The organism is Vibrio sp. 10N.222.51.C5, assembly GCF_041474575.1.
In the GTDB taxonomy this organism is placed as follows: domain Bacteria; phylum Pseudomonadota; class Gammaproteobacteria; order Enterobacterales; family Vibrionaceae; genus Vibrio; species Vibrio crassostreae_C.
Window position 1 is genome coordinate 1 of sequence record NZ_JBFRUJ010000019.1, and the last position, 18,152, is coordinate 18,152.

The following is an 18,152-nucleotide window of genomic DNA, read 5'->3' on the forward strand; positions in this document are numbered from 1 at the left end:
GTATAAAATAGATCAAAGAATGAAATGAGTTAATTAATATAATTATCTTTAAACCTATAACGGTATAAATAATAATGATTATCGATACGCATAAATTGTTGGGTTCGCTATTTTATCAAGCGACAAGTAAAGAACAGTTAATCACCATTGTCGAAGCTTTGGTTGAGAGCGAAGTACTCTCTGAAGAATGCTTGCAGGCATTAAGAAGCGAAGACGAAGATGCGCTCGCAGCAGAGTTCAGCCGCCTGTTTGAAGGCGTTGGAGACATGCCAGCTCCGCCTTGGGGTTCTGTGTACCTAGATAAAGACCGCGTTGTGTTTGGTGCTTCTACGGTTGAGTATCGCCAGTTTTTAGAATTGAATCAGATTGAATTAGACACTGGGTTAAGAGAGCCGGAAGATCAATTTGGTTTAATGTTATTCGCTCATGCGTATTTGTTAGAAAATAATAATATTAATTCAGCTGGTGAATTGCTTGAGGGTCACTTATTAACTTGGTCTTCTGTTTATTTAGAAAAACTAAATAAAGCATCAGAGTTATCTTTTTATAAAAAGCTATCGGTTGATGTAATTGATTGGTTTAAGTACTTAATATCTGAATATAATTTAAACGTTGCTACTAAAAAGTTATATATCGACTAATGTCTGAACAAATAAATTCAAATAGACGCGGTTTCTTAACTCGACTTTCTAAACCGGTTAAAGCAGCCGCGAATTATGAAGAGATATCACAGCGCTTGCATGCAAGACCGCCAAGAGCGGTCGATGAGGTGCTGTTTGAGCGTCTTTGCGACGGTTGTGGATTGTGTGAACAATCGTGTCCAAATAGCGTTATTGAGATGCTAGAGGGCAGTGCGCTGCTGAATTTGGATTACAACAGTTGTTCTATGTGTAACAAATGCACTGAAGTGTGTCCGACCGGCGCACTTCATCCAACGGTCACGCCTTATATCGACCTCAAGCCGAGCTTTGCGGATAGCTGCAATAATTACATGCAAATGGACTGTTCAGCATGCCAAACGGCGTGTTCAGCTGGTGCAATACACATCGAAGTAGGAGAGTTGCCTACAGTGGACAAAGATAAGTGTAACGGCTGTGGAGAGTGCCGAAGCGCTTGTTATATTGGCTCTGTGACTCTTAACCTGACTCAGCAATAAACGTTTGGCTTTGTATGACACAAGCCAACAGGAAGATTTGGTTGAGTGATAGACGAGTCGCTTTAGATACCTAAAGACATAAATAGAAAAGGGTCCGCATTCCTAAAGGAAGCGGACCCTTTTTTGATTCTTATTGACGATATTCGAACAAAGTGACCTAAAGCCAGCTGGCTTATGCGCGTTTTTGCTTGTTTCTATGAATAACGTTACTCAGCGATAGCTCGTTCTTTGCTTTACAGATACAAGGCAATATCTCATTACCTTGCGTGTAAGCCATAGCAAAACCAACGTACTCGACCTCACCAGAATCCAACGTGCAGCGGCAAGCGCCACAGTGACCATCTCGGCAGTTGTATTCTGGCTCTAACCCAGCTTGTTCCATTGTTTCCAACAGAGTGTTTGAAGGGTTAGATTCAATTGAAGTCAGTTTGTTGATTTTGATTGTTGGCATTACAGCTCAAATCCTTCAAAGTCGTCAGCTTTTACTTCGTTGTCGATTTGGCCAACTAGGTAAGAACTGATTTCTGCTTCTTGTGGAGCAACTTGAACGTTATCTGAAGACAACCAAGCGTTGATCCATGGAATTGGGTTCGACGTTGCTGCTGGGTAAGCCGTACCTAGGCCAACAGCCTGCATACGGATGTTGGTAATGTACTCAACGTATTGGCAAAGAATGTCTTTGTTCAGACCAATCATAGAGCCATCTTTGAATAGGTATTCTGCCCACTCTTTCTCTTGCTCAGCCGCTTCTTTGAATAGGTCGAAACACTCTTGCTTACACTCTTCAGCGATCTGCATGAATTCAAAATCATCTTGACCATTGCGTAGCAAGTTGATCATGTGCTGTGTACCAGTAAGGTGAAGGGCTTCATCACGAGCGATTAGCTTGATGATCTTCGCGTTACCTTCCATTAGCTCACGCTCAGCGAATGCAAATGAACATGCGAAACTTACGTAGAAACGAATCGCTTCTAGTGCGTTTACAGACATTAGACATAGGTAAAGTTTCTTCTTCAGGTCGTGAAGTGAAATCTTGACGTCTTCGCCGTTGATGCTGTGGTTGCCTTCACCGTAGCGGTGGTAGTCAGCCGTTAGCTTGATTAGGTCGTCGTAGTAGAAAGCGATGTCTTTAGCACGCTTCAGAATCTCTTCATTTTCAACGATGTCGTCGAATACTACGCCTGGATCATTCACGATGTTACGGATGATGTGCGTGTAAGAACGAGAGTGAATCGTTTCAGAGAAAGACCAAGTTTCAATCCAAGTTTCAACTTCTGGTAGAGATACCAATGGAAGTAGGGCAACGTTAGGGCTGCGGCCTTGGATTGAATCTAGAAGCGTTTGGTACTTCAAGTTAGAGATGAAGATGTGCTTTTCATGCTCAGGAAGCTTGTTGTAGTCGATACGGTCGCTAGACACGTCTACTTCTTCTGGACGCCAGAAGAAAGAAAGCTGCTTCTCGATAAGCTTTTCGAAGATTTCGAATTTTTGTTGGTCGTAACGTGCAACGTTTACCGACTGACCCAAGAACATTGGTTCTTTTAGTTGGTCATTTTTTTGCTGAGAAAAAGTACTGTAAGCCATAAATGCCTCAAATCCTTTAAAGACCCGTAATAAAACGGACCCTGTTAATGCTTTAAACCCAGAGAAGATAACTCTTCTCTGGGGTCTTAATGTTTATTGCGGTTTAGATCTTACAACCGCCGCCTTCACAATCTTCTTCCGGCACTTGAACTGCATCGCCTTGGTCGTCTTTAGCACCATCACGAGTGTTATGGTAGTAAAGCGTCTTAACACCGTACTTGTACGCTGTTAGTAGGTCTTGAAGCAGCTTCTTCATTGGTACTTTACCGCTGTCGTAAACACTTGGATCATAGTTAGTGTTTGCAGAGATAGCTTGGTCAACGAATTTTTGCATGATACCCACTAGGTGTAGGTAACCGTCGTTAGAACCAATGTTCCAAAGTAGCTCGTAGTTCTCTTTAAGATTTAGGAAATCTGGAACCACTTGCTTAAGGATGCCGTCTTTCGATGCTTTCACTGATACGTAACCACGTGGTGGCTCGATACCGTTAGTCGCGTTCGAGATTTGAGACGATGTCTCAGAAGGCATAAGCGCTGTTAGCGTAGAGTTACGCAGACCGTGCTCCATGATCTCTTCACGTAGAGAATCCCAATCGTAGTGCAGTGGCTCTTCACATACTAAGTCGATATCTTTTTTGTAAGTATCGATTGGCAGTAGGCCTTTCGCGTAGTTGGTCTCGTGGAAAGATGGGCAACGGCCTTGCTCTTTCGCTAGTTCAACAGATGCTTTTAGCAAGTGGTATTGAATTGCTTCAAAAGTACGGTGAGTCAGGCCATTCGCGCTGCCATCAGAGTACTTAACACCATTCTTCGCTAGGTAGTATGCGTAGTTGATTACACCTACACCTAAAGTACGACGGTTCATTGTCGACTTGTATGCAGCTGGAAGCGGGTAGTCTTGGTAATCAAGCAGTGCATCTAGAGCACGAACAACCAGCTCAGAAAGCTCTGCTAGGTCGTCCAGTTCATTGATTGCGCCAAGGTTGAATGCTGAAAGCGTACATAGTGCAATTTCGCCTTCGTCATCTTCTACGTTAGAAAGTGGCTTAGTAGGAAGCGCGATTTCTAGACATAGGTTCGATTGACGAACAGGTGCTACTTCAGAATCAAACGGGCTGTGTGTATTACAGTGGTCAACGTTCTGAATGTAGATACGACCAGTAGAAGCACGCTCTTGCATTAGCAGAGAGAAAAGCTCAACGGCTTTAACCGTTTCACGCTTCACTGAAGGATCGTTTTCGTACTTAACGTATAGCTCTTCAAAACGGTCTTGGTTTTCGAAGAACGCATCGTAAAGGCCAGGTACGTCTGAAGGTGAGAACAGGCTGATGTTGCCACCCTGAACTAGGCGAGAGTACATAAGCTTGTTCAGCTGTACGCCGTAATCCATGTGACGAACTCGGTTCTCTTCAACGCCGCGGTTGTTTTTCAGTACTAATAGAGACTGAACTTCACCGTGCCATAGTGGGTAGAATACCGTTGCTGCACCGCCACGAACACCACCTTGAGAACAACATTTTACTGCTGTTTGGAAGTATTTGTAGAAAGGGATACAGCCTGTGTGGAACGCTTCACCATTACGGATTTCAGAACCAAGCGCACGGATACGACCTGCGTTGATACCAATACCAGCACGTTGAGATACGTAACGAACAATTGAGCTTGCTGTCGCGTTGATTGAATCAAGGCTGTCACCACACTCGATCAGTACACAAGAACTGAATTGACGAGTAGGCGTACGTACACCAGACATGATCGGTGTAGGTAGAGAAATCTTAAACGTAGACGATGCGTCGTAAAAACGTTTGATGTAGTCAAGACGAGTCGATTTCGGGTATTTAGCGAATAGACACGCAGCAACTAAAATGTAAAGGAACTGAGCACTCTCGTAGATTTCTTTCGTTACACGGTTTTGCACGAAGTATTTACCTTCGAGCTGCTTAACCGCTGCGTAAGAGAAGTCTAAGTCACGTTTGTGGTCGATGTACTCGTCAAGCTCTTCGAATTCAGCTTTCGTGTAGTCTTCCATAAGGTGGCTATCGTATTTACCCATATCAACCAGTTTTGCAACGTGGTCATACAGTGCAGGCGGCTCGTATTCGCCGTACGCTTTTTTACGTAGGTGGAATACAGACAGACGTGCTGCTAGATATTGGTAATCAGGAGTATCTTCAGAGATTAAATCCGCTGCTGACTTGATGATAGTTTCATGAATGTCAGTAGTGGTGATGCCATCGTAAAACTGAATGTGAGCTTTCAATTCTACTTGTGATACAGAAACATTGTGCAAGCCTTCAGCTGCCCATGTAATCACGCGATGGATCTTCTCTAGATCGATCGTTTCTTTGCGCCCGTTACGCTTGGTAACAGTAAGTTGTTGGTTCATTCTGCTTAATTTCCCTAACAAAACTGAACAAGGCCGTGTTTTTGTGTATTTCTGTGTAATTTTTGTAAATTACGTTTCGGCTTTGTGATCTTGGTCTACCCATACATTGTAGTTCAAACACAACATATAGGGGTCATTTGTTTGTTGGGTTACAAGATAGTGCTACAACTGATATTTTTCAAGGTAAAGAAATGGGGTTGCTTGTGGATAAGTGGTGGATTGAAAAAAAACTGTAAGTGACCACTAACTGATGAGGTTATATGTGACTTGATTGTATAAAAGTCGGCTTTTAATGATGCTTTATTTTTGCACGCCCATAAAAAAAAATTCCTTGATCTTTGGCCAAAATGGGCGATTGATTTTAGGCGATTAAATTTAAATCGAGGTGGTCAAAATGGAAGCTAGCGCACGAAATTTAGACTGAAAAAAGTCGCAAAGTTATGGTAATTGCAACTCTTTTCATTCGTCTTTTTTACAAAAGGTTTTACGGTAGGGCTACCGATATTTTTTAGCCAAAGTTTTGCGTGTGGACGATGTAGTTTACGTCTACATTTGTGCCTAAACGATAAGTGTCCGTAAGAGGATTGTAGTGCAGCCCTGTAATCCCTAGTTCTTGCAGCGGAGTGTTATCGACCATCTTGATAAGTTCAGCAGGGCGAATGAACTTCTCGTGTTCATGAGTGCCCTCAGGAACAATCTTAAGTAGCTTTTCTGCACCAACAATAGCGAACAGGTAAGATTTGAAGTTACGGTTCAAGGTAGAGAAGAACACGTGACCACCCGGTTTCACTAATTTTGAACATGCACTAATCACAGATTGTGGATCAGGAACGTGCTCTAGCATTTCCATACATGTCACCACATCGTAAGTTTGTGGATTCTGTTCTGCATGGTCTTCGATGGTGCTCTGGATGTAATCGAGCTTGGTGCCAGTTTCCAATGCGTGAAGACGTGCCACTTCTAGCGGTTCTTTACCCATATCTAGGCCAGTGACTACTGCGCCCTCAACAGCCATGCTTTCAGCCAAAATGCCGCCACCGCAGCCAACATCGAGGACTTTCTTACCAAATAAACCTTCGGTCTTTTCTAGCACGTAATTTAGGCGCAGTGGGTTGATTTGATGTAGAGGCTTAAACTCGCCTTCCAGATCCCACCAGCGCGACGCCATGTCTTCGAATTTTTTGATTTCTGCTGGGTCTACGTTCTGTGATTTAGTCATAATCGGCATTTCCAAGTTAAATAATGCATCCATGAAATTGCAGGCATTATAACTTGCCTTTTCGCTCTGACCAGAAGATCTACAATTTTGCTAGTTTATTGGATGTAAAGTGACCATGTTTCAGCAAGATATGATGCGGAGGTGCAATTTCTCATCAATTGATTGGCTACAAGGGTCACAAGATGGTAAAAGGAGAGGGAAAGTGATGCCTCCGTAGGTAAATTTGTGTTATATTTTTCGGTCTTATACGTATTCAAAAATACGATCTGACTATAGAGGGAAAATGGCTCTATGAGCGATCTAGCGAAAGAGATCACGCCCGTAAATATTGAAGATGAGCTTAGAGGTTCATACCTAGACTACGCGATGTCCGTCATCGTTGGTCGTGCCCTTCCAGATGTGCGTGATGGCCTAAAACCTGTACACCGCCGCGTTTTGTTCGCGATGAATGTACTAGGTAATGATTGGAACAAACCATATAAAAAGTCTGCTCGTGTAGTAGGTGATGTAATCGGTAAATACCACCCACATGGTGATAGTGCTGTATACGATACTATTGTTCGTATGGCGCAACCGTTCTCACTGCGTTACATGCTAGTTGATGGCCAAGGTAACTTTGGTTCTATCGATGGCGACTCCGCGGCTGCAATGCGTTATACCGAAGTTCGTATGGCGAAAATTGCTCACGAGCTCCTGGCTGACCTTGATAAGGAAACTGTGGATTACGTACCGAACTACGATGGTACAGAACAAATTCCAGCAGTACTTCCTACAAAAATTCCTAACCTATTGGTAAACGGTGCTTCTGGTATCGCAGTAGGTATGGCTACCAACATCCCACCACATAACCTTGGTGAAGTTGTTGATGGCTGTTTAGCATTTATCAATAATGAAGATATCACTATTGATGAGCTAATGGACTATATCCCTGGTCCTGACTTCCCAACAGCAGCACTTATCAGTGGTCGTAAAGGCATCGTAGATGCTTACAAGACTGGCCGCGGTAAGGTTTACATGCGTTCAAAAGCGGATATCGAAGTAGAGAAGAATGGTAAAGAAACCATTATCGTTACTGAGATCCCTTACCAAGTAAACAAAGCTCGTTTGATCGAGAAGATTGCTGAACTGGTTAAAGATAAGAAAGTAGAAGGCATCAGTGCACTGCGTGACGAGTCTGATAAAGACGGTATGCGTATTGTTATTGAATGTAAGCGTGATGCAGTAGGCGAAGTGGTTCTTAACAACCTATACGCTCAAACTCAACTGCAAACGACTTTCGGTATCAACATGGTTGCGTTGAATAACGGTCAACCACAGTTGTTCAACATCAAAGACATGCTTAAGTGCTTCGTAGACCACCGTCGCGAAGTTGTGACTCGTCGTACTATCTTCGAATTGAAGAAAGCACGCGACCGTGCACACATCCTTGAAGCATTGTCTCTAGCACTTGCTAACATTGATGAAATCATTGAACTGATCAAGAGCGCGCCAACACCAGCAGAAGCTAAAGTTGGTTTAGTGTCTCGTGGTTGGGATCTTGGTAACGTTGCTTCAATGCTTGAGCGTGCAGGTACTGATGCGGCTCGTCCTGATTGGTTGGAAGACCAATACGGCATCCGCGATGGTCAATACTTCCTAACGGAAACACAAGCACAAGCTATTCTAGAACTTCGTCTTCACCGCCTAACTGGCCTAGAGCACGAGAAGATTCTAGACGAGTACAAAGCCCTTCTAGAAGAAATCGCTGAGCTAATGCACATTCTTGCAAGCACTGAGCGTTTGATGGAAGTTATCCGTGAAGAACTTGAAGCAGTACGTGAAATCTATGGCGACGAGCGTCGTACAGAAATCACAGCGGCAGTTCATGACATCGACATGGAAGAGCTGATTGCTCAAGAAGACGTTGTAGTAACGCTTTCTAACGCAGGTTACGTTAAGTACCAAATCCTAAGCGACTACGAAGCTCAGCGTCGTGGTGGTAAAGGTAAGAGTGCAACTAAGATGAAAGATGAGGATTACATTGAGCGTCTGCTTGTAGCTAATACTCACGATAACATCCTATGTTTCTCTACTCGTGGTAAGACATACCGTCTGAAAGTTTACCAACTGCCATTAGCAAGTCGTACTGCTCGTGGTAAGCCTATCGTTAACATTCTTCCTCTAGAAGAAGGTGAGCGTATCACGGCTATCCTGCCTGTTTCTGAGTTCTCTAACGAGAAATTCATCTTCATGGCAACCGGCGACGGTACTGTTAAGAAGACATCACTGGATCAGTTCGCAAACGTACGTGCTAACGGCCTAATTGCCGTTAACCTACGTGACGATGATTCACTGATTGGCGTTGACATCACTAACGGTGATAGCGACATCATGCTGTTCTCTAAATCGGGCAAAGTTGTTCGCTTTAACGAGGACAAAGTACGTGCAATGGGCCGTACTGCCTCTGGTGTTCGTGGTATGAAGCTTCCAGAAGACGATCAAGTAGTATCGTTGATTGTTCCTTCTAACGAAGGCGATATCCTAACTGTGACTCAAAACGGTTACGGTAAGCGTACTGAACTAGCTGAATACCCAACGAAAGGCCGTGCAACGCAAGGTGTGGTATCTATCAAAGTCTCTGAACGTAATGGCCCAGTTGTTGGCGCTGTTCAAGTTGAAGAAGGCGACGAAATGATGATGATCACCGACGCAGGTACGCTAGTACGTACTCGCGTTGCGGAAGTAAGCCAAGTTGGTCGTAACACTCAAGGTGTAACACTGATTCGTACTTCTGACGACGAGAATGTTGTAGGTCTACAACGTATCGACGAAGTAGAAGAAGCTGAGGTTGTTGAAGGCGAAGCTGAAGTAGCAAACGCTGAAGCAGCAGTCGTTTCTGAATCAAGTGAAGAGCAAGCATCAGACGCTTCTGATAGCGAGCAAGACACTGAGTAATCTTTCACTTCTATAAATAGAAGTTGAGACAAAAAGCCGAGCCATTGTGCTCGGTTTTTTATTACCTAAAATTTGGCTGTGACTTGTGTAAAAGCCAATAGCTAAACCTCGATCAATATTGTTTTAGTGAGAAAAAGGTACAGTAAAGCGTCAATGAAAGGAGAGTGGAATGGATATCTGGTTACTGATTGCTTGGCTGCTAATGAGCCTATTTCTAGTGGCAATCGTGATCGCATCAAACAGAAAGACCAGTCATCTGAAAAGCAACCTCCTTATTTCATGTGTGGCGATATTAGTCAGCATTCTGGTTTGGTCTCAGATGAAACAAGAAGCCCCTCAACTTACTTCAAGTGACGACAGCAGCTATACAACAACAGATTTCCAAAATGAACTTCAGCAGAGCTTGGAGCAAGACCCTAATCAATCAGATCTTTGGTTTAAGCTTGGTGGTGTTTATATGCAGAAAGGGGAGTTTGATGCGGCGTTTACCTGTTACGACTACGCGATTCGCTTAGACCCTCAAGCGCCTTCAGGCTTGTATGCCGCTAAAGCTACCGCACTTTATTATCTCAGTTCACAAGCGATGAGTGATGACGTCAACAAACTGCTAGAGCAATCTATGGATCTTGATCCGAACGATCGAACGGCCTTGATGTTAATCGCGACCGATCACTTCATCAGTATGCGCTATCAACAAGCGATCGATGCTTGGACTCAAATTCTCGATTCTAACCAGAAAGGCATTGATCGTGTCTCTATCATCCATTCGATCAACCAAGCTAAGCAAATGATCCGTTAAACGGGCACTATCTGTAATTTCGAGATTATTTGCTTTCTTGCATCTCAATTAAACCGCCAGCGTTGTGGATCTGTGTAAACCCTTGAGCTTTCAAATACTGGTAAGCTTGTCCTGAGCGGTTACCACTGCGGCAATACAAAACGATAGGTTGAGCTTTGTCTATGCTGGCAAAGTGCGTAGCGACTTCAGAAAGAGGGTAGTTAATCGCATTGTCCAGATGACCTTGCTTGAACTCTCCTGGTGTCCTGACATCAACGACCAGCGCACCTTCCTCAATCATTTCCCACCCTGTTTCTGCTCGTTCTGAGGCGTGAAGTCCTGAACTTGTTAATGCGATGCATAATGCCGAAAGCGAAAGTAAGTGCTTCATTCTTTGTTCCTTGAATTAGCTAAAAGGTAATGTGAAATTGGGACGGTTGAGTGCGCCCAAATCTAAAAAACCAGCCACACCTTTACAGTGTGACTGGTTTTATCTTATTGGTCTATTTGAAGGAACTAGTATTCGTAGTTAGCTTCACGCTTTTCAGCTTGCTCTTCCCACTTAGGAACCACGGTGTCTAAGAAGTGTTGCTTCTCAGCATTCATCTTATCCATGTCCATTCCTAGCGCTTTCTGAGCGGCTTCTTTGGTTGAGATATCTGGAATCTCGATTGGATCGGTAATGCCTTTCTTCGCAAGTAGACGAACAATCTTAGTTCGCGCGTCTGCTGCGCGGTCAACCGCCGTTCCAAGAACCTCTAGGGCTACTTCAGGCGCGTGCATGTGAACACCATGAGATGCGATAGCGTAGTCCCAACGCCATTGCGCATGACGAATATCTTGTAAGATAGGTGCCATCTCTTGTTCTGTTGCGCCTGCTTCCCATGCTGCGCCTGCTTCAAAGTGAGCGGCTACGATTTGTTTCTCAGCGGTCAGCTTCATGTTTAGTACTTGAGCTTTGCGGCTTGAAACGATGTTACGCATGGTCTCTTTAGATTGAGTATGGCAGTTAGCACAAGTGTCTTCGAAGCGGTCAAATGGGTTACCTACTTTATGGTCGGTGTAAACGGTACCGTCTTCTTTCGTCACTTTAGGCATGTGGCAGTCAACACAAGCGACGTTGTTCTTACCGTGAATACCTTCACGCCAAGTTTCGTAACCTGGGTGCTGAGCCTTTAGCATTGGTGCTTTAGAGACTTTATGTGCCCAATCTTTAAAACCAATCTGATCGTAGTACTCTTCCATCTGTTCAACACGCGTCCCTTTATCCCAAGGGAATTTCACACCTTTTGTTGGACCCGTGAAGTAGTATTCCACGTGACACTGAGCACACACAGAGGCTTGCTGATCAAAGCGACCTTGCTCTTCGAAGTTCTTCCCAATCGCATCGAACGCACGTTCAACATAAGGACGTGTCACCTTCAGTGCTGGCTCACCATTTTTAAAGCCTTCGCTTTGGGTATCGTGACAATCTGCACAGCCAATAGGATTCACAATCTCGTTGCCAAGACGTGCCCATTTACCTTCAAAATAACCGTCTTCACCACGCTCTTCGATAACACGTGCTACGTCTGGGCTTTTACAACTCCAACACGCCATTGGCATAGGGCCTGAGCTTTCGTCCGTTGGGCCGCCAGTACGAAGCGTTTGTCGTACATCGTCAATCGCATAAAAGTGACCACGTGCCTTGTTGTAATCTTTTGCGAAGCCGTAGCCAGCCCACATGATAACCATGTTTGGATCTTCTTTTAGTGCGTCTTCAATGGCTTCGCTTTCTGAAGTTTGTCTCCATGAATGATATTGATCTGGGTGGTTTTGCTCGAACTGGTCGTTACGAGGATCACCAATTTCTTTTTGTTCAGACGCAGCAAAACTGGTCGCGCTTACTAGTGATGCGCTAACCATTAATAATGCTGTGACGGAATTACGTATCCAATGCTTTTTCACAGTGATATCTCCAATATACTGATTTTTATACCAAGCGTTGTGAGTTTGCTATTCAAATTAAGAACTGGAGAATTGCTGTTTATATTAATTCATAAATAAACACATTTTGTTACGTGTCGGATGTTTGCTTGTTTTAGATCAATTAATGACAGTGACTTCAATCACGTTGAAGTTTATATAGCCCTAAAGGAGTATGTGGACATCAAGTTAGACTGGTCTTATTGAGAATTATTATCATATATAACAAATAATTACCCGACATGCCCTTACTATAAATAGGGTGATTGTGTTCACATATTACCCTTTGTATATTTCGCTTTACCTAATTAGGGGTATATTCTAAATATAGAAAGCGTTGTGGCTTATCCAAAATAAGAATTGATATCATTTAAGCGGTAATAATATCGTTTAAGGGTACTTTTGTTTAACCGGAATATTATTTAGTTGAGAGTTAAATAATGCCGGTATAAGGAAAGGATAAAATGGGCAATATTAAATTGGCCATAGTCATAATGCTTAAATCCCTTCTAGCATTCTGCCTCTATGGTTATTCCATTCATGCTGTTGCAGAGCCTGCTGTTACGCCAGTAGGAGAGTCAACAAGACATGAAGTCGAATTAATACGTGACAAAGATTACAAGTGTGTCCAATGCCATAAAGATTCTAAAGAAACGGTATTGGGTTCACATGGTGAGAGTGCGCACGCTTTGCTTGGCCGTGAAGTGAATTGCACAGATTGTCATAGTTCTATTGGCCCCGATCACCGTGATGGTGCACCTGAGGTGGTGAAGTATCGCGCGGCTCAATCACAACCCGGAACCGAAAAGGTTTTCCTCGATCCTAGCTTAATCCTAGATGCCAACAGCCAATGTATAGATTGTCATAAGCCTGATGATCTGCGCGAAGCGAGTTGGACTCATGACGTACACGCACAAAACTTAACGTGTTCAAACTGTCACGATGTGCATGCGAGTGAAGCGAAGGTGCTTGGCTTAGATAAAAAGCAAACCATCAAGCTGTGTGTGGATTGCCATTCAGACTTCAACCAGAAGAAAGAAGGGGAGTAATCTATGAGCTGCTCAAGAAGAAACTTTTTAGCTGGCGCGGGTGCCGTTATTTTCACAACTGGTGTTGCAGGTACTGCAGCGGTTACAAGCCGCAAAACGCTGGCTAATGTTCAGGAAGATGGCACCAAGCGTTACGGAATGGTTCATGACGAAACCGCTTGTATTGGCTGTACTGCTTGTACTGAGGCGTGTCGTGAAGTAAACAAAGTGCCTGAAGGCGTATCGCGCTTAGAAATCATAAAGAGCGAACCTCAAGGTGAATATCCAAATGTTGATTACCGTTTCACTCGTAACTCTTGTCAACATTGTGATAATGCACCTTGTGTGATGGTTTGCCCAACAGGCGCCGCCTATAAAGATGAGAAGACAGGAATTGTTGATGTACATAAAGAGAAGTGTGTCGGCTGTGGTTATTGCCTGCTAGCTTGTCCATATCAAGTGCGCTTCTTCCATCCTAAGAATAAGTCGGCCGACAAATGTAACTTCTGCCGCGATACCAATCTTGCGCAAGGTAAATTACCTGCTTGTGTTGAATCTTGCCCTACCAATGCGCTGATATTTGGCGACTTAAATGACCCTAAGAGCGAGATAAACCAGGTACTTAAATCTGAAGTGGTTTACAGAGATAAGGCTTATCTAGGTACTCAGCCAAAACTCTATAAAGTGCCACACCAAAAAGGGGAGATTTGATTATGAGTGCATGGGATACAGCGTTTCAATCAGGTACCGTGGTTTGGGACTGGATCATTGCTATCTATCTGTTTTTGGCGGGTATGTCAGCGGGTGCAGTGATGATCTCGATTTACCTTAAGAGAAAGGTGATTGAGGACGATCCAGCGAATAATGGTGTATTAAAGGCAACGGCTTTTCTAGCACCATTCGGGATCATCTCAGGTTTATTGATCTTGGTTTTCCACCTGACGAAACCACTATCATTTTGGAAGATCATGATCTTTTATAATCCGACGTCAGTGATGTCGATGGGTGTGATCTTATTCCAAGTGTATATGGTGATCCTATTTGTTTGGATCGGCATTATATTCCGAAATCAGATTGCCGTATTCTTGAGTGATCAAGCATGGTTAAAAGGGCGACTCGATTTTGTCAGTAACTGGATTGGCAAATTAGAATCTTTTGAGAATGTTTTTGAAATATTCTTAGCTGTGCTTGCGCTATTACTTGCGGCTTACACTGGCTTCTTACTCTCTGCGCTAAATACCTTCCCAATGCTGAATAACCCAGTGTTGCCGATATTGTTCTTATTCTCGAGTTTATCCTCGGGAGCGGCGGCATGTATTTTATTTGGTGTGTTGGTCTTTAAGGAGTCTCCGCATAGTGCGAGTATTTCTTGGATCCACGGCTTCGAACGTCCTGTTGTTATGTTTGAACTGTTTGTCCTTGTTACTTTCTTCACTGGGTTGATATTTGCTGGTGGTCAAAGTGAGCAGGCAGTATGGAACGCGATTGGCGGTGGTTTCTGGGCAAGTTGGTTCTGGTATGGCGTAATTGGTGTGGGTATGGTTTTACCCTTGTTGCTTAACGCCGTGACACCAGCATCGGTTCGCCATAGTACTGTGTATATTTTCTCTGTTACTTCATTGAGTCTGATGGGCGTATTAATGCTAAGAACGTTTGTCCTTTATGCAGGACAATTAACGTTAGCTTAATTTCGCTCAAGGTTATAAGTGAGTGGATGTTGGATACTAAACATCTGCTCACTAAATTTCTTTTCGCTGAGTAGCAATAGCTAGTTGAGTTACATCAGCTAGTTGAGCAATCAATGCCAATAATGGTTTAACTTGGTTCTGCTTAGGTAGAGCCTGATTGAGGTGATATGGTCGGTTCTTTGGGGCTGTTTAGTTTAATTTTGGTCGCTGTTCTCAGCAGCATTATCGCTGTGTATTCGATGTATCAAATGCTAACTAAACAAGCACAAAATGTGGCTTTAATTCGCAGTTTCTCCCTCTCTAGCGCTTTGTTTTCCATTGGCGCTATCGTTTTACTTGGCTATGCCTTTGTAGGTGACGACTTTTCCATCCTCTATGTTGCAGAACACTCCAATACTCAATTACCCACCTTCTTCAAAATGGCCGCTGTGTGGGCAGGTCATGAAGGTTCCTTGTTATTTTGGGTACTGACGATCAGCGTCTGGTCTGGCGTTATCGCCTTACAAAAACACTATTCAAATGAATACCAAAGCCGTGTGTTGTGGGTAATGAATCTACTGCTCGCGATATTTGCTTGGTTCACCTTATTCGCATCAAACCCATTTGAAATGAACGCGACATTACAGCTAGAAGGGCGCGACCTTAACCCAATGCTGCAAGATGTCGGTCTGATTTTTCACCCCCCACTGCTTTACCTTGGCTATGTCGGCTTTTCTGTGGTGTTGGCATTTGCAGTTGCCGCTTTGCTGGTTGATCCTATTGAGTTTGATTGGGTTGCCCATTGTCGCAGTTGGTGTTTAGTCGCTTGGATCTTTTTAACCGCAGGGATCATTCTTGGTTCTTGGTGGGCATACTACGAGTTAGGGTGGGGTGGTTGGTGGTTCTGGGACCCGGTAGAAAATGCCAGCCTATTACCTTGGCTAACATCAACCGCTTTATTGCACAGTTTGGGTGTTGCTAAAGGCAAGCAACAGTTGCTGAAGTGGTCACTTAGCCTTGCTTTCATTACGTTTTGTTTAAGTATCCTCGGTACTTTTATTGTTCGATCTGGCGTCCTCACTTCCGTTCATGCTTTTGCTGTTGACCCAACCCAAGGTATCGCGCTGTTGCTGATACTGGTTTTGGTGTTAGTGAGTTCGTTTTCTCTTCTTATTGTTCGTGGTGAATCTTTCGAGTCGAATCCAATCACTAGCTTTGCGAGTAAAAGTTTTTTGAGTTTAGTGGCGGTACTTATATTTGTACTGGGTACGGCGGTGGTGGTGTTTGGTACCTTCTACCCAATGGTTTTTGAATTACTTGGCCTTGGAAATATCTCTGTGGGCGCACCTTACTTTAATCTTCTTATTGCGCCATTGGCTCTGCTTGCGATGGGAGTGATAGGGTTCGCGCCATTGCTCAGTATCAAACCTCAAGCGTCGAAAGGTGTGATTGGAATTATTGCCTTATTGTCTCTCTGTCTTGGCTTTGTAACTTATGTTTTGCAAGTTGAAGCGATCCAAGTGATGGTGCTAATGACATGGTCACTTGCGTTTTGGGTAGCCCTGACTCATGTTTACGGCTTAGCGGTAACGCGCAACTCTAAGTTTCAACGCAAAGTATGGGTGATGACGTTGGCGCATGTGGGTGTCGCAGTATTAGCGATAGGTGCCGCGATGAACAGTTACCATTCATTTGAGCGAAGTTACAAATTGAGCCCAGGTGAAGAGGTTGAGTTTATGGGCTGGACGCTCTCTCATCGTGATACCGAGCTCTATGTCGCCTCCAACTTTACTGCAGAAAAAGCGATACTCGAATTAGATGCTAGCGAGCAAAGCTTTTCCATCGCGCCAGAAAGAAGACACTACCAAGTTCGTGTTATGAACATGAGTGAGCCTGCAATGAAGTGGTTCTGGCATGGCGATGTTTATATCACCATGGGCGAGAAAGTCGATTCCACCGCTTACGCATTTCGTGTTCAGTATAAGGCGTATGCGCGCTGGATCTGGTTTGGTGGGCTGTTCTCCATTATCGGCGCTTTGCTCTCATTGACTCATCGTAAAAAGAAAACCGTTAAGGCGTCACAGTATGCATACCAGCGTTCGTAACAAGCTAATTAGTCTAATTGCCTTAGCATTGATTGTGGTGCTGGGGTTTGTCTTTGCGCTTGATAATAAGCAGCAGTCGACCATTGTGTCTGAACAACAAAGGGCATTTCCAGAATTTACATCGAGTGCGTTAGTGAATAGTGAAGGCGTCAGTGGTCAGCAGGACATTACGCTCACTGATGTCACGCAGCACCCTTATCAACTGGTTAATGTATGGGCATCTTGGTGCGGGATATGTAAAACCGAACATTCATTTTTGCTTCAACTTCACGATAAAGGCATTCCCATCGTTGGGCTCAATTATCGAGATAACTCTGGGGCTGCGATTAACGTGTTATCGAACGATGGCAACCCGTACTTAACCGTGATCAGTGACCCTCAAGGCAAGTTAGCGTTAGAGTTGGGCGTAATCGGCACACCTGAAACGTATTTGGTTGATGCCAATGGCCAGATCATTAAAAAGCTATTGGGCGTGATTAATGAAATGGTATGGAAAGATGAGCTTGCGATGTATTTTGATGGTGTGAATGGATGATGAAGTCTCTAATACAAACCTTGTTTATGCTGTCAGCTCTTTTAGTGATTAGCCTTTCAACCATGGCTGAAGATCTGTTTACTGCCAGTAATAAAGAGACGAGTATTCAAGTTGAACTGTTTGAGTTTGAAAACCCAGAACAACAGCAACGTGCTATTAGCTTGGCGAAAACGTTACGCTGCCCACAATGTCAAAACCAAAATCTGATTGAATCCAACTCGCCAATAGCAAAAGACTTACGCCTTGTTGTGTTCAATATGGTGAAAGCAGGGAAGAGTAATAATGAGATTACTCGATATATGACGGAAAGATTTGGTGAATTTGTACTTTATAAGCCGGCGATGAAGGTTTCAAATCTATTACTTTGGTTGCTACCGAGCCTATTATTTCTCTTATTTATATATTTATCAGTAAAAAGTGTTAGGAAGAGCTCATAAAAATTGTGTATTACTGTTTACCAATTGACCTGTATTTTGTAACATTGACCGATTATAAAGGCTAAGCACTGCTATATAAGGATGTATCTGTGGATAACGTAATCTCAAATTTAAAGAAAGAGTTCCATACTCATGTCCGATCTGATAAATGGGCAGAAAAATACAGTGCAAAGTCGAGCATTTCTACGCTTACTCAAGAAGAGTTAACCGAATTAGAGAACGCTTGGGTTCAGCTTGTCATCTGGAAGCAAACTCAAGTAAGTTGATCGTTCTGTAAAAAATCGTAGTCTTAGCCGCAACTGATTAATTTATAACCCCATGTTGGTCATCCCAATGTGGGGTTTTTTCTTATGTGAAA

The 18,152-nt window shown here is 43.6% G+C and carries 17 protein-coding genes; 11 read left to right on the top strand and 6 right to left on the bottom strand.

Annotated elements, in window-relative coordinates:
• Positions 1 to 74 precede the first annotated feature (74 nt).
• Both AB4558_RS07225 and napF read left to right on the top strand, forming a co-directional pair.
• A complete protein-coding gene (locus AB4558_RS07225; protein WP_017060995.1) occupies positions 75 to 641 on the top strand; it encodes a molecular chaperone in 567 nt (188 codons plus the stop codon).
• Positions 641 to 1,156 carry a ferredoxin-type protein NapF gene (gene napF, locus AB4558_RS07230; protein WP_017060994.1) on the top strand — a complete coding sequence of 172 codons (516 nt, stop codon included), beginning with the start codon at positions 641 to 643 and terminating at the stop codon, positions 1,154 to 1,156. The genes AB4558_RS07225 and napF overlap by 1 nt, the downstream gene beginning before the upstream one ends.
• 172 nt (positions 1,157 to 1,328) lie before the next feature.
• Here the strand turns inward: napF and yfaE are convergent, their stop codons facing one another.
• The 4 genes from yfaE to ubiG all read right to left on the bottom strand — a co-directional run bounded on the left by yfaE (position 1,329) and on the right by ubiG (position 6,378).
• The gene (yfaE, locus tag AB4558_RS07235) at positions 1,329 to 1,607 is read right to left on the bottom strand and encodes a class I ribonucleotide reductase maintenance protein YfaE (protein WP_372073712.1); all 279 of its coding nucleotides are present in this window, start codon (positions 1,605 to 1,607) and stop codon (positions 1,329 to 1,331) included.
• Complete coding sequence (nrdB, locus tag AB4558_RS07240) at positions 1,607 to 2,740, bottom strand: class Ia ribonucleoside-diphosphate reductase subunit beta (RefSeq protein ID WP_017063554.1); 1,134 nt, start codon at positions 2,738 to 2,740, stop codon at positions 1,607 to 1,609. The genes yfaE and nrdB overlap by 1 nt, the downstream gene beginning before the upstream one ends.
• 103 nt (positions 2,741 to 2,843) lie before the next feature.
• Entirely contained in the window at positions 2,844 to 5,126 is a 2,283-nt protein-coding gene (nrdA, locus tag AB4558_RS07245) for a class 1a ribonucleoside-diphosphate reductase subunit alpha (protein WP_372073714.1), read from the bottom strand.
• Positions 5,127 to 5,634: 508 nt separating this feature from the next.
• On the bottom strand, positions 5,635 to 6,378 hold the full coding sequence (gene ubiG, locus AB4558_RS07250; protein ID WP_017063556.1) for a bifunctional 2-polyprenyl-6-hydroxyphenol methylase/3-demethylubiquinol 3-O-methyltransferase UbiG: 744 nt from the start codon (positions 6,376 to 6,378) through the stop codon (positions 5,635 to 5,637).
• 258 nt (positions 6,379 to 6,636) lie between these two features.
• On the opposite strand from ubiG, the gene gyrA reads away from it, so the two are divergent.
• A complete protein-coding gene (gene gyrA, locus AB4558_RS07255) occupies positions 6,637 to 9,279 on the top strand; it encodes a DNA topoisomerase (ATP-hydrolyzing) subunit A (RefSeq protein WP_017072500.1) in 2,643 nt (880 codons plus the stop codon).
• 169 nt (positions 9,280 to 9,448) lie between these two features.
• The gene (locus AB4558_RS07260; protein ID WP_372073716.1) at positions 9,449 to 10,078 is read left to right on the top strand and encodes a tetratricopeptide repeat protein; all 630 of its coding nucleotides are present in this window, start codon (positions 9,449 to 9,451) and stop codon (positions 10,076 to 10,078) included.
• Positions 10,079 to 10,103: 25 nt separating this feature from the next.
• On the opposite strand, the gene AB4558_RS07265 is transcribed toward AB4558_RS07260, so the two are convergent.
• Complete coding sequence (locus AB4558_RS07265; RefSeq protein ID WP_017063559.1) at positions 10,104 to 10,448, bottom strand: rhodanese-like domain-containing protein; 345 nt, start codon at positions 10,446 to 10,448, stop codon at positions 10,104 to 10,106.
• Positions 10,449 to 10,573: 125 nt separating this feature from the next.
• Positions 10,574 to 12,004 carry an ammonia-forming nitrite reductase cytochrome c552 subunit gene (gene nrfA, locus AB4558_RS07270; RefSeq protein ID WP_372073718.1) on the bottom strand — a complete coding sequence of 477 codons (1,431 nt, stop codon included), beginning with the start codon at positions 12,002 to 12,004 and terminating at the stop codon, positions 10,574 to 10,576.
• A gap of 482 nt (positions 12,005 to 12,486) precedes the next feature.
• On the opposite strand from nrfA, the gene nrfB reads away from it, so the two are divergent.
• From nrfB to AB4558_RS07305, 7 genes are all read left to right on the top strand, one after another.
• Entirely contained in the window at positions 12,487 to 13,071 is a 585-nt protein-coding gene (nrfB, locus tag AB4558_RS07275; protein ID WP_372073720.1) for a cytochrome c nitrite reductase pentaheme subunit, read from the top strand.
• A 3-nt stretch (positions 13,072 to 13,074) separates the two neighbouring features.
• The gene (nrfC, locus tag AB4558_RS07280) at positions 13,075 to 13,761 is read left to right on the top strand and encodes a cytochrome c nitrite reductase Fe-S protein (protein WP_017060985.1); all 687 of its coding nucleotides are present in this window, start codon (positions 13,075 to 13,077) and stop codon (positions 13,759 to 13,761) included.
• Positions 13,762 to 13,763: 2 nt separating this feature from the next.
• The gene (gene nrfD / locus AB4558_RS07285) at positions 13,764 to 14,738 is read left to right on the top strand and encodes a cytochrome c nitrite reductase subunit NrfD (protein WP_017063561.1); all 975 of its coding nucleotides are present in this window, start codon (positions 13,764 to 13,766) and stop codon (positions 14,736 to 14,738) included.
• A 167-nt stretch (positions 14,739 to 14,905) separates the two neighbouring features.
• A complete protein-coding gene (locus AB4558_RS07290) occupies positions 14,906 to 16,822 on the top strand; it encodes a heme lyase CcmF/NrfE family subunit (protein WP_372073721.1) in 1,917 nt (638 codons plus the stop codon).
• Positions 16,803 to 17,357 carry a DsbE family thiol:disulfide interchange protein gene (locus AB4558_RS07295; protein ID WP_372073723.1) on the top strand — a complete coding sequence of 185 codons (555 nt, stop codon included), beginning with the start codon at positions 16,803 to 16,805 and terminating at the stop codon, positions 17,355 to 17,357. Before AB4558_RS07290 ends, AB4558_RS07295 begins: the two co-directional genes overlap by 20 nt.
• A complete protein-coding gene (gene nrfF, locus AB4558_RS07300; RefSeq protein WP_372073724.1) occupies positions 17,354 to 17,794 on the top strand; it encodes a heme lyase NrfEFG subunit NrfF in 441 nt (146 codons plus the stop codon). Before AB4558_RS07295 ends, nrfF begins: the two co-directional genes overlap by 4 nt.
• An 89-nt stretch (positions 17,795 to 17,883) precedes the next feature.
• On the top strand, positions 17,884 to 18,060 hold the full coding sequence (locus AB4558_RS07305) for a hypothetical protein (protein ID WP_017063565.1): 177 nt from the start codon (positions 17,884 to 17,886) through the stop codon (positions 18,058 to 18,060).
• The last annotated feature ends 92 nt before the right edge of the window (positions 18,061 to 18,152 follow it).

Bases quoted from the DNA above. Each gene is read 5' to 3' on its own strand.
- AB4558_RS07225 (WP_017060995.1), top strand. From the start codon at position 75: ATGATTATCGATACGCATAAATTGTTGGGTTCGCTATTTTATCAAGCG.
- napF (WP_017060994.1), top strand. From the start codon at position 641: ATGTCTGAACAAATAAATTCAAATAGACGCGGTTTCTTAACTCGACTT.
- yfaE (WP_372073712.1), bottom strand. From the start codon at position 1,607: ATGCCAACAATCAAAATCAACAAACTGACTTCAATTGAATCTAACCCT.
- nrdB (WP_017063554.1), bottom strand. From the start codon at position 2,740: ATGGCTTACAGTACTTTTTCTCAGCAAAAAAATGACCAACTAAAAGAA.
- nrdA (WP_372073714.1), bottom strand. From the start codon at position 5,126: ATGAACCAACAACTTACTGTTACCAAGCGTAACGGGCGCAAAGAAACG.
- ubiG (WP_017063556.1), bottom strand. From the start codon at position 6,378: ATGGATGCATTATTTAACTTGGAAATGCCGATTATGACTAAATCACAG.
- gyrA (WP_017072500.1), top strand. From the start codon at position 6,637: ATGAGCGATCTAGCGAAAGAGATCACGCCCGTAAATATTGAAGATGAG.
- AB4558_RS07260 (WP_372073716.1), top strand. From the start codon at position 9,449: ATGGATATCTGGTTACTGATTGCTTGGCTGCTAATGAGCCTATTTCTA.
- AB4558_RS07265 (WP_017063559.1), bottom strand. From the start codon at position 10,448: ATGAAGCACTTACTTTCGCTTTCGGCATTATGCATCGCATTAACAAGT.
- nrfB (WP_372073720.1), top strand. From the start codon at position 12,487: ATGGGCAATATTAAATTGGCCATAGTCATAATGCTTAAATCCCTTCTA.
- nrfC (WP_017060985.1), top strand. From the start codon at position 13,075: ATGAGCTGCTCAAGAAGAAACTTTTTAGCTGGCGCGGGTGCCGTTATT.
- nrfD (WP_017063561.1), top strand. From the start codon at position 13,764: ATGAGTGCATGGGATACAGCGTTTCAATCAGGTACCGTGGTTTGGGAC.
- AB4558_RS07290 (WP_372073721.1), top strand. From the start codon at position 14,906: ATGGTCGGTTCTTTGGGGCTGTTTAGTTTAATTTTGGTCGCTGTTCTC.
- AB4558_RS07295 (WP_372073723.1), top strand. From the start codon at position 16,803: ATGCATACCAGCGTTCGTAACAAGCTAATTAGTCTAATTGCCTTAGCA.
- nrfF (WP_372073724.1), top strand. From the start codon at position 17,354: ATGATGAAGTCTCTAATACAAACCTTGTTTATGCTGTCAGCTCTTTTA.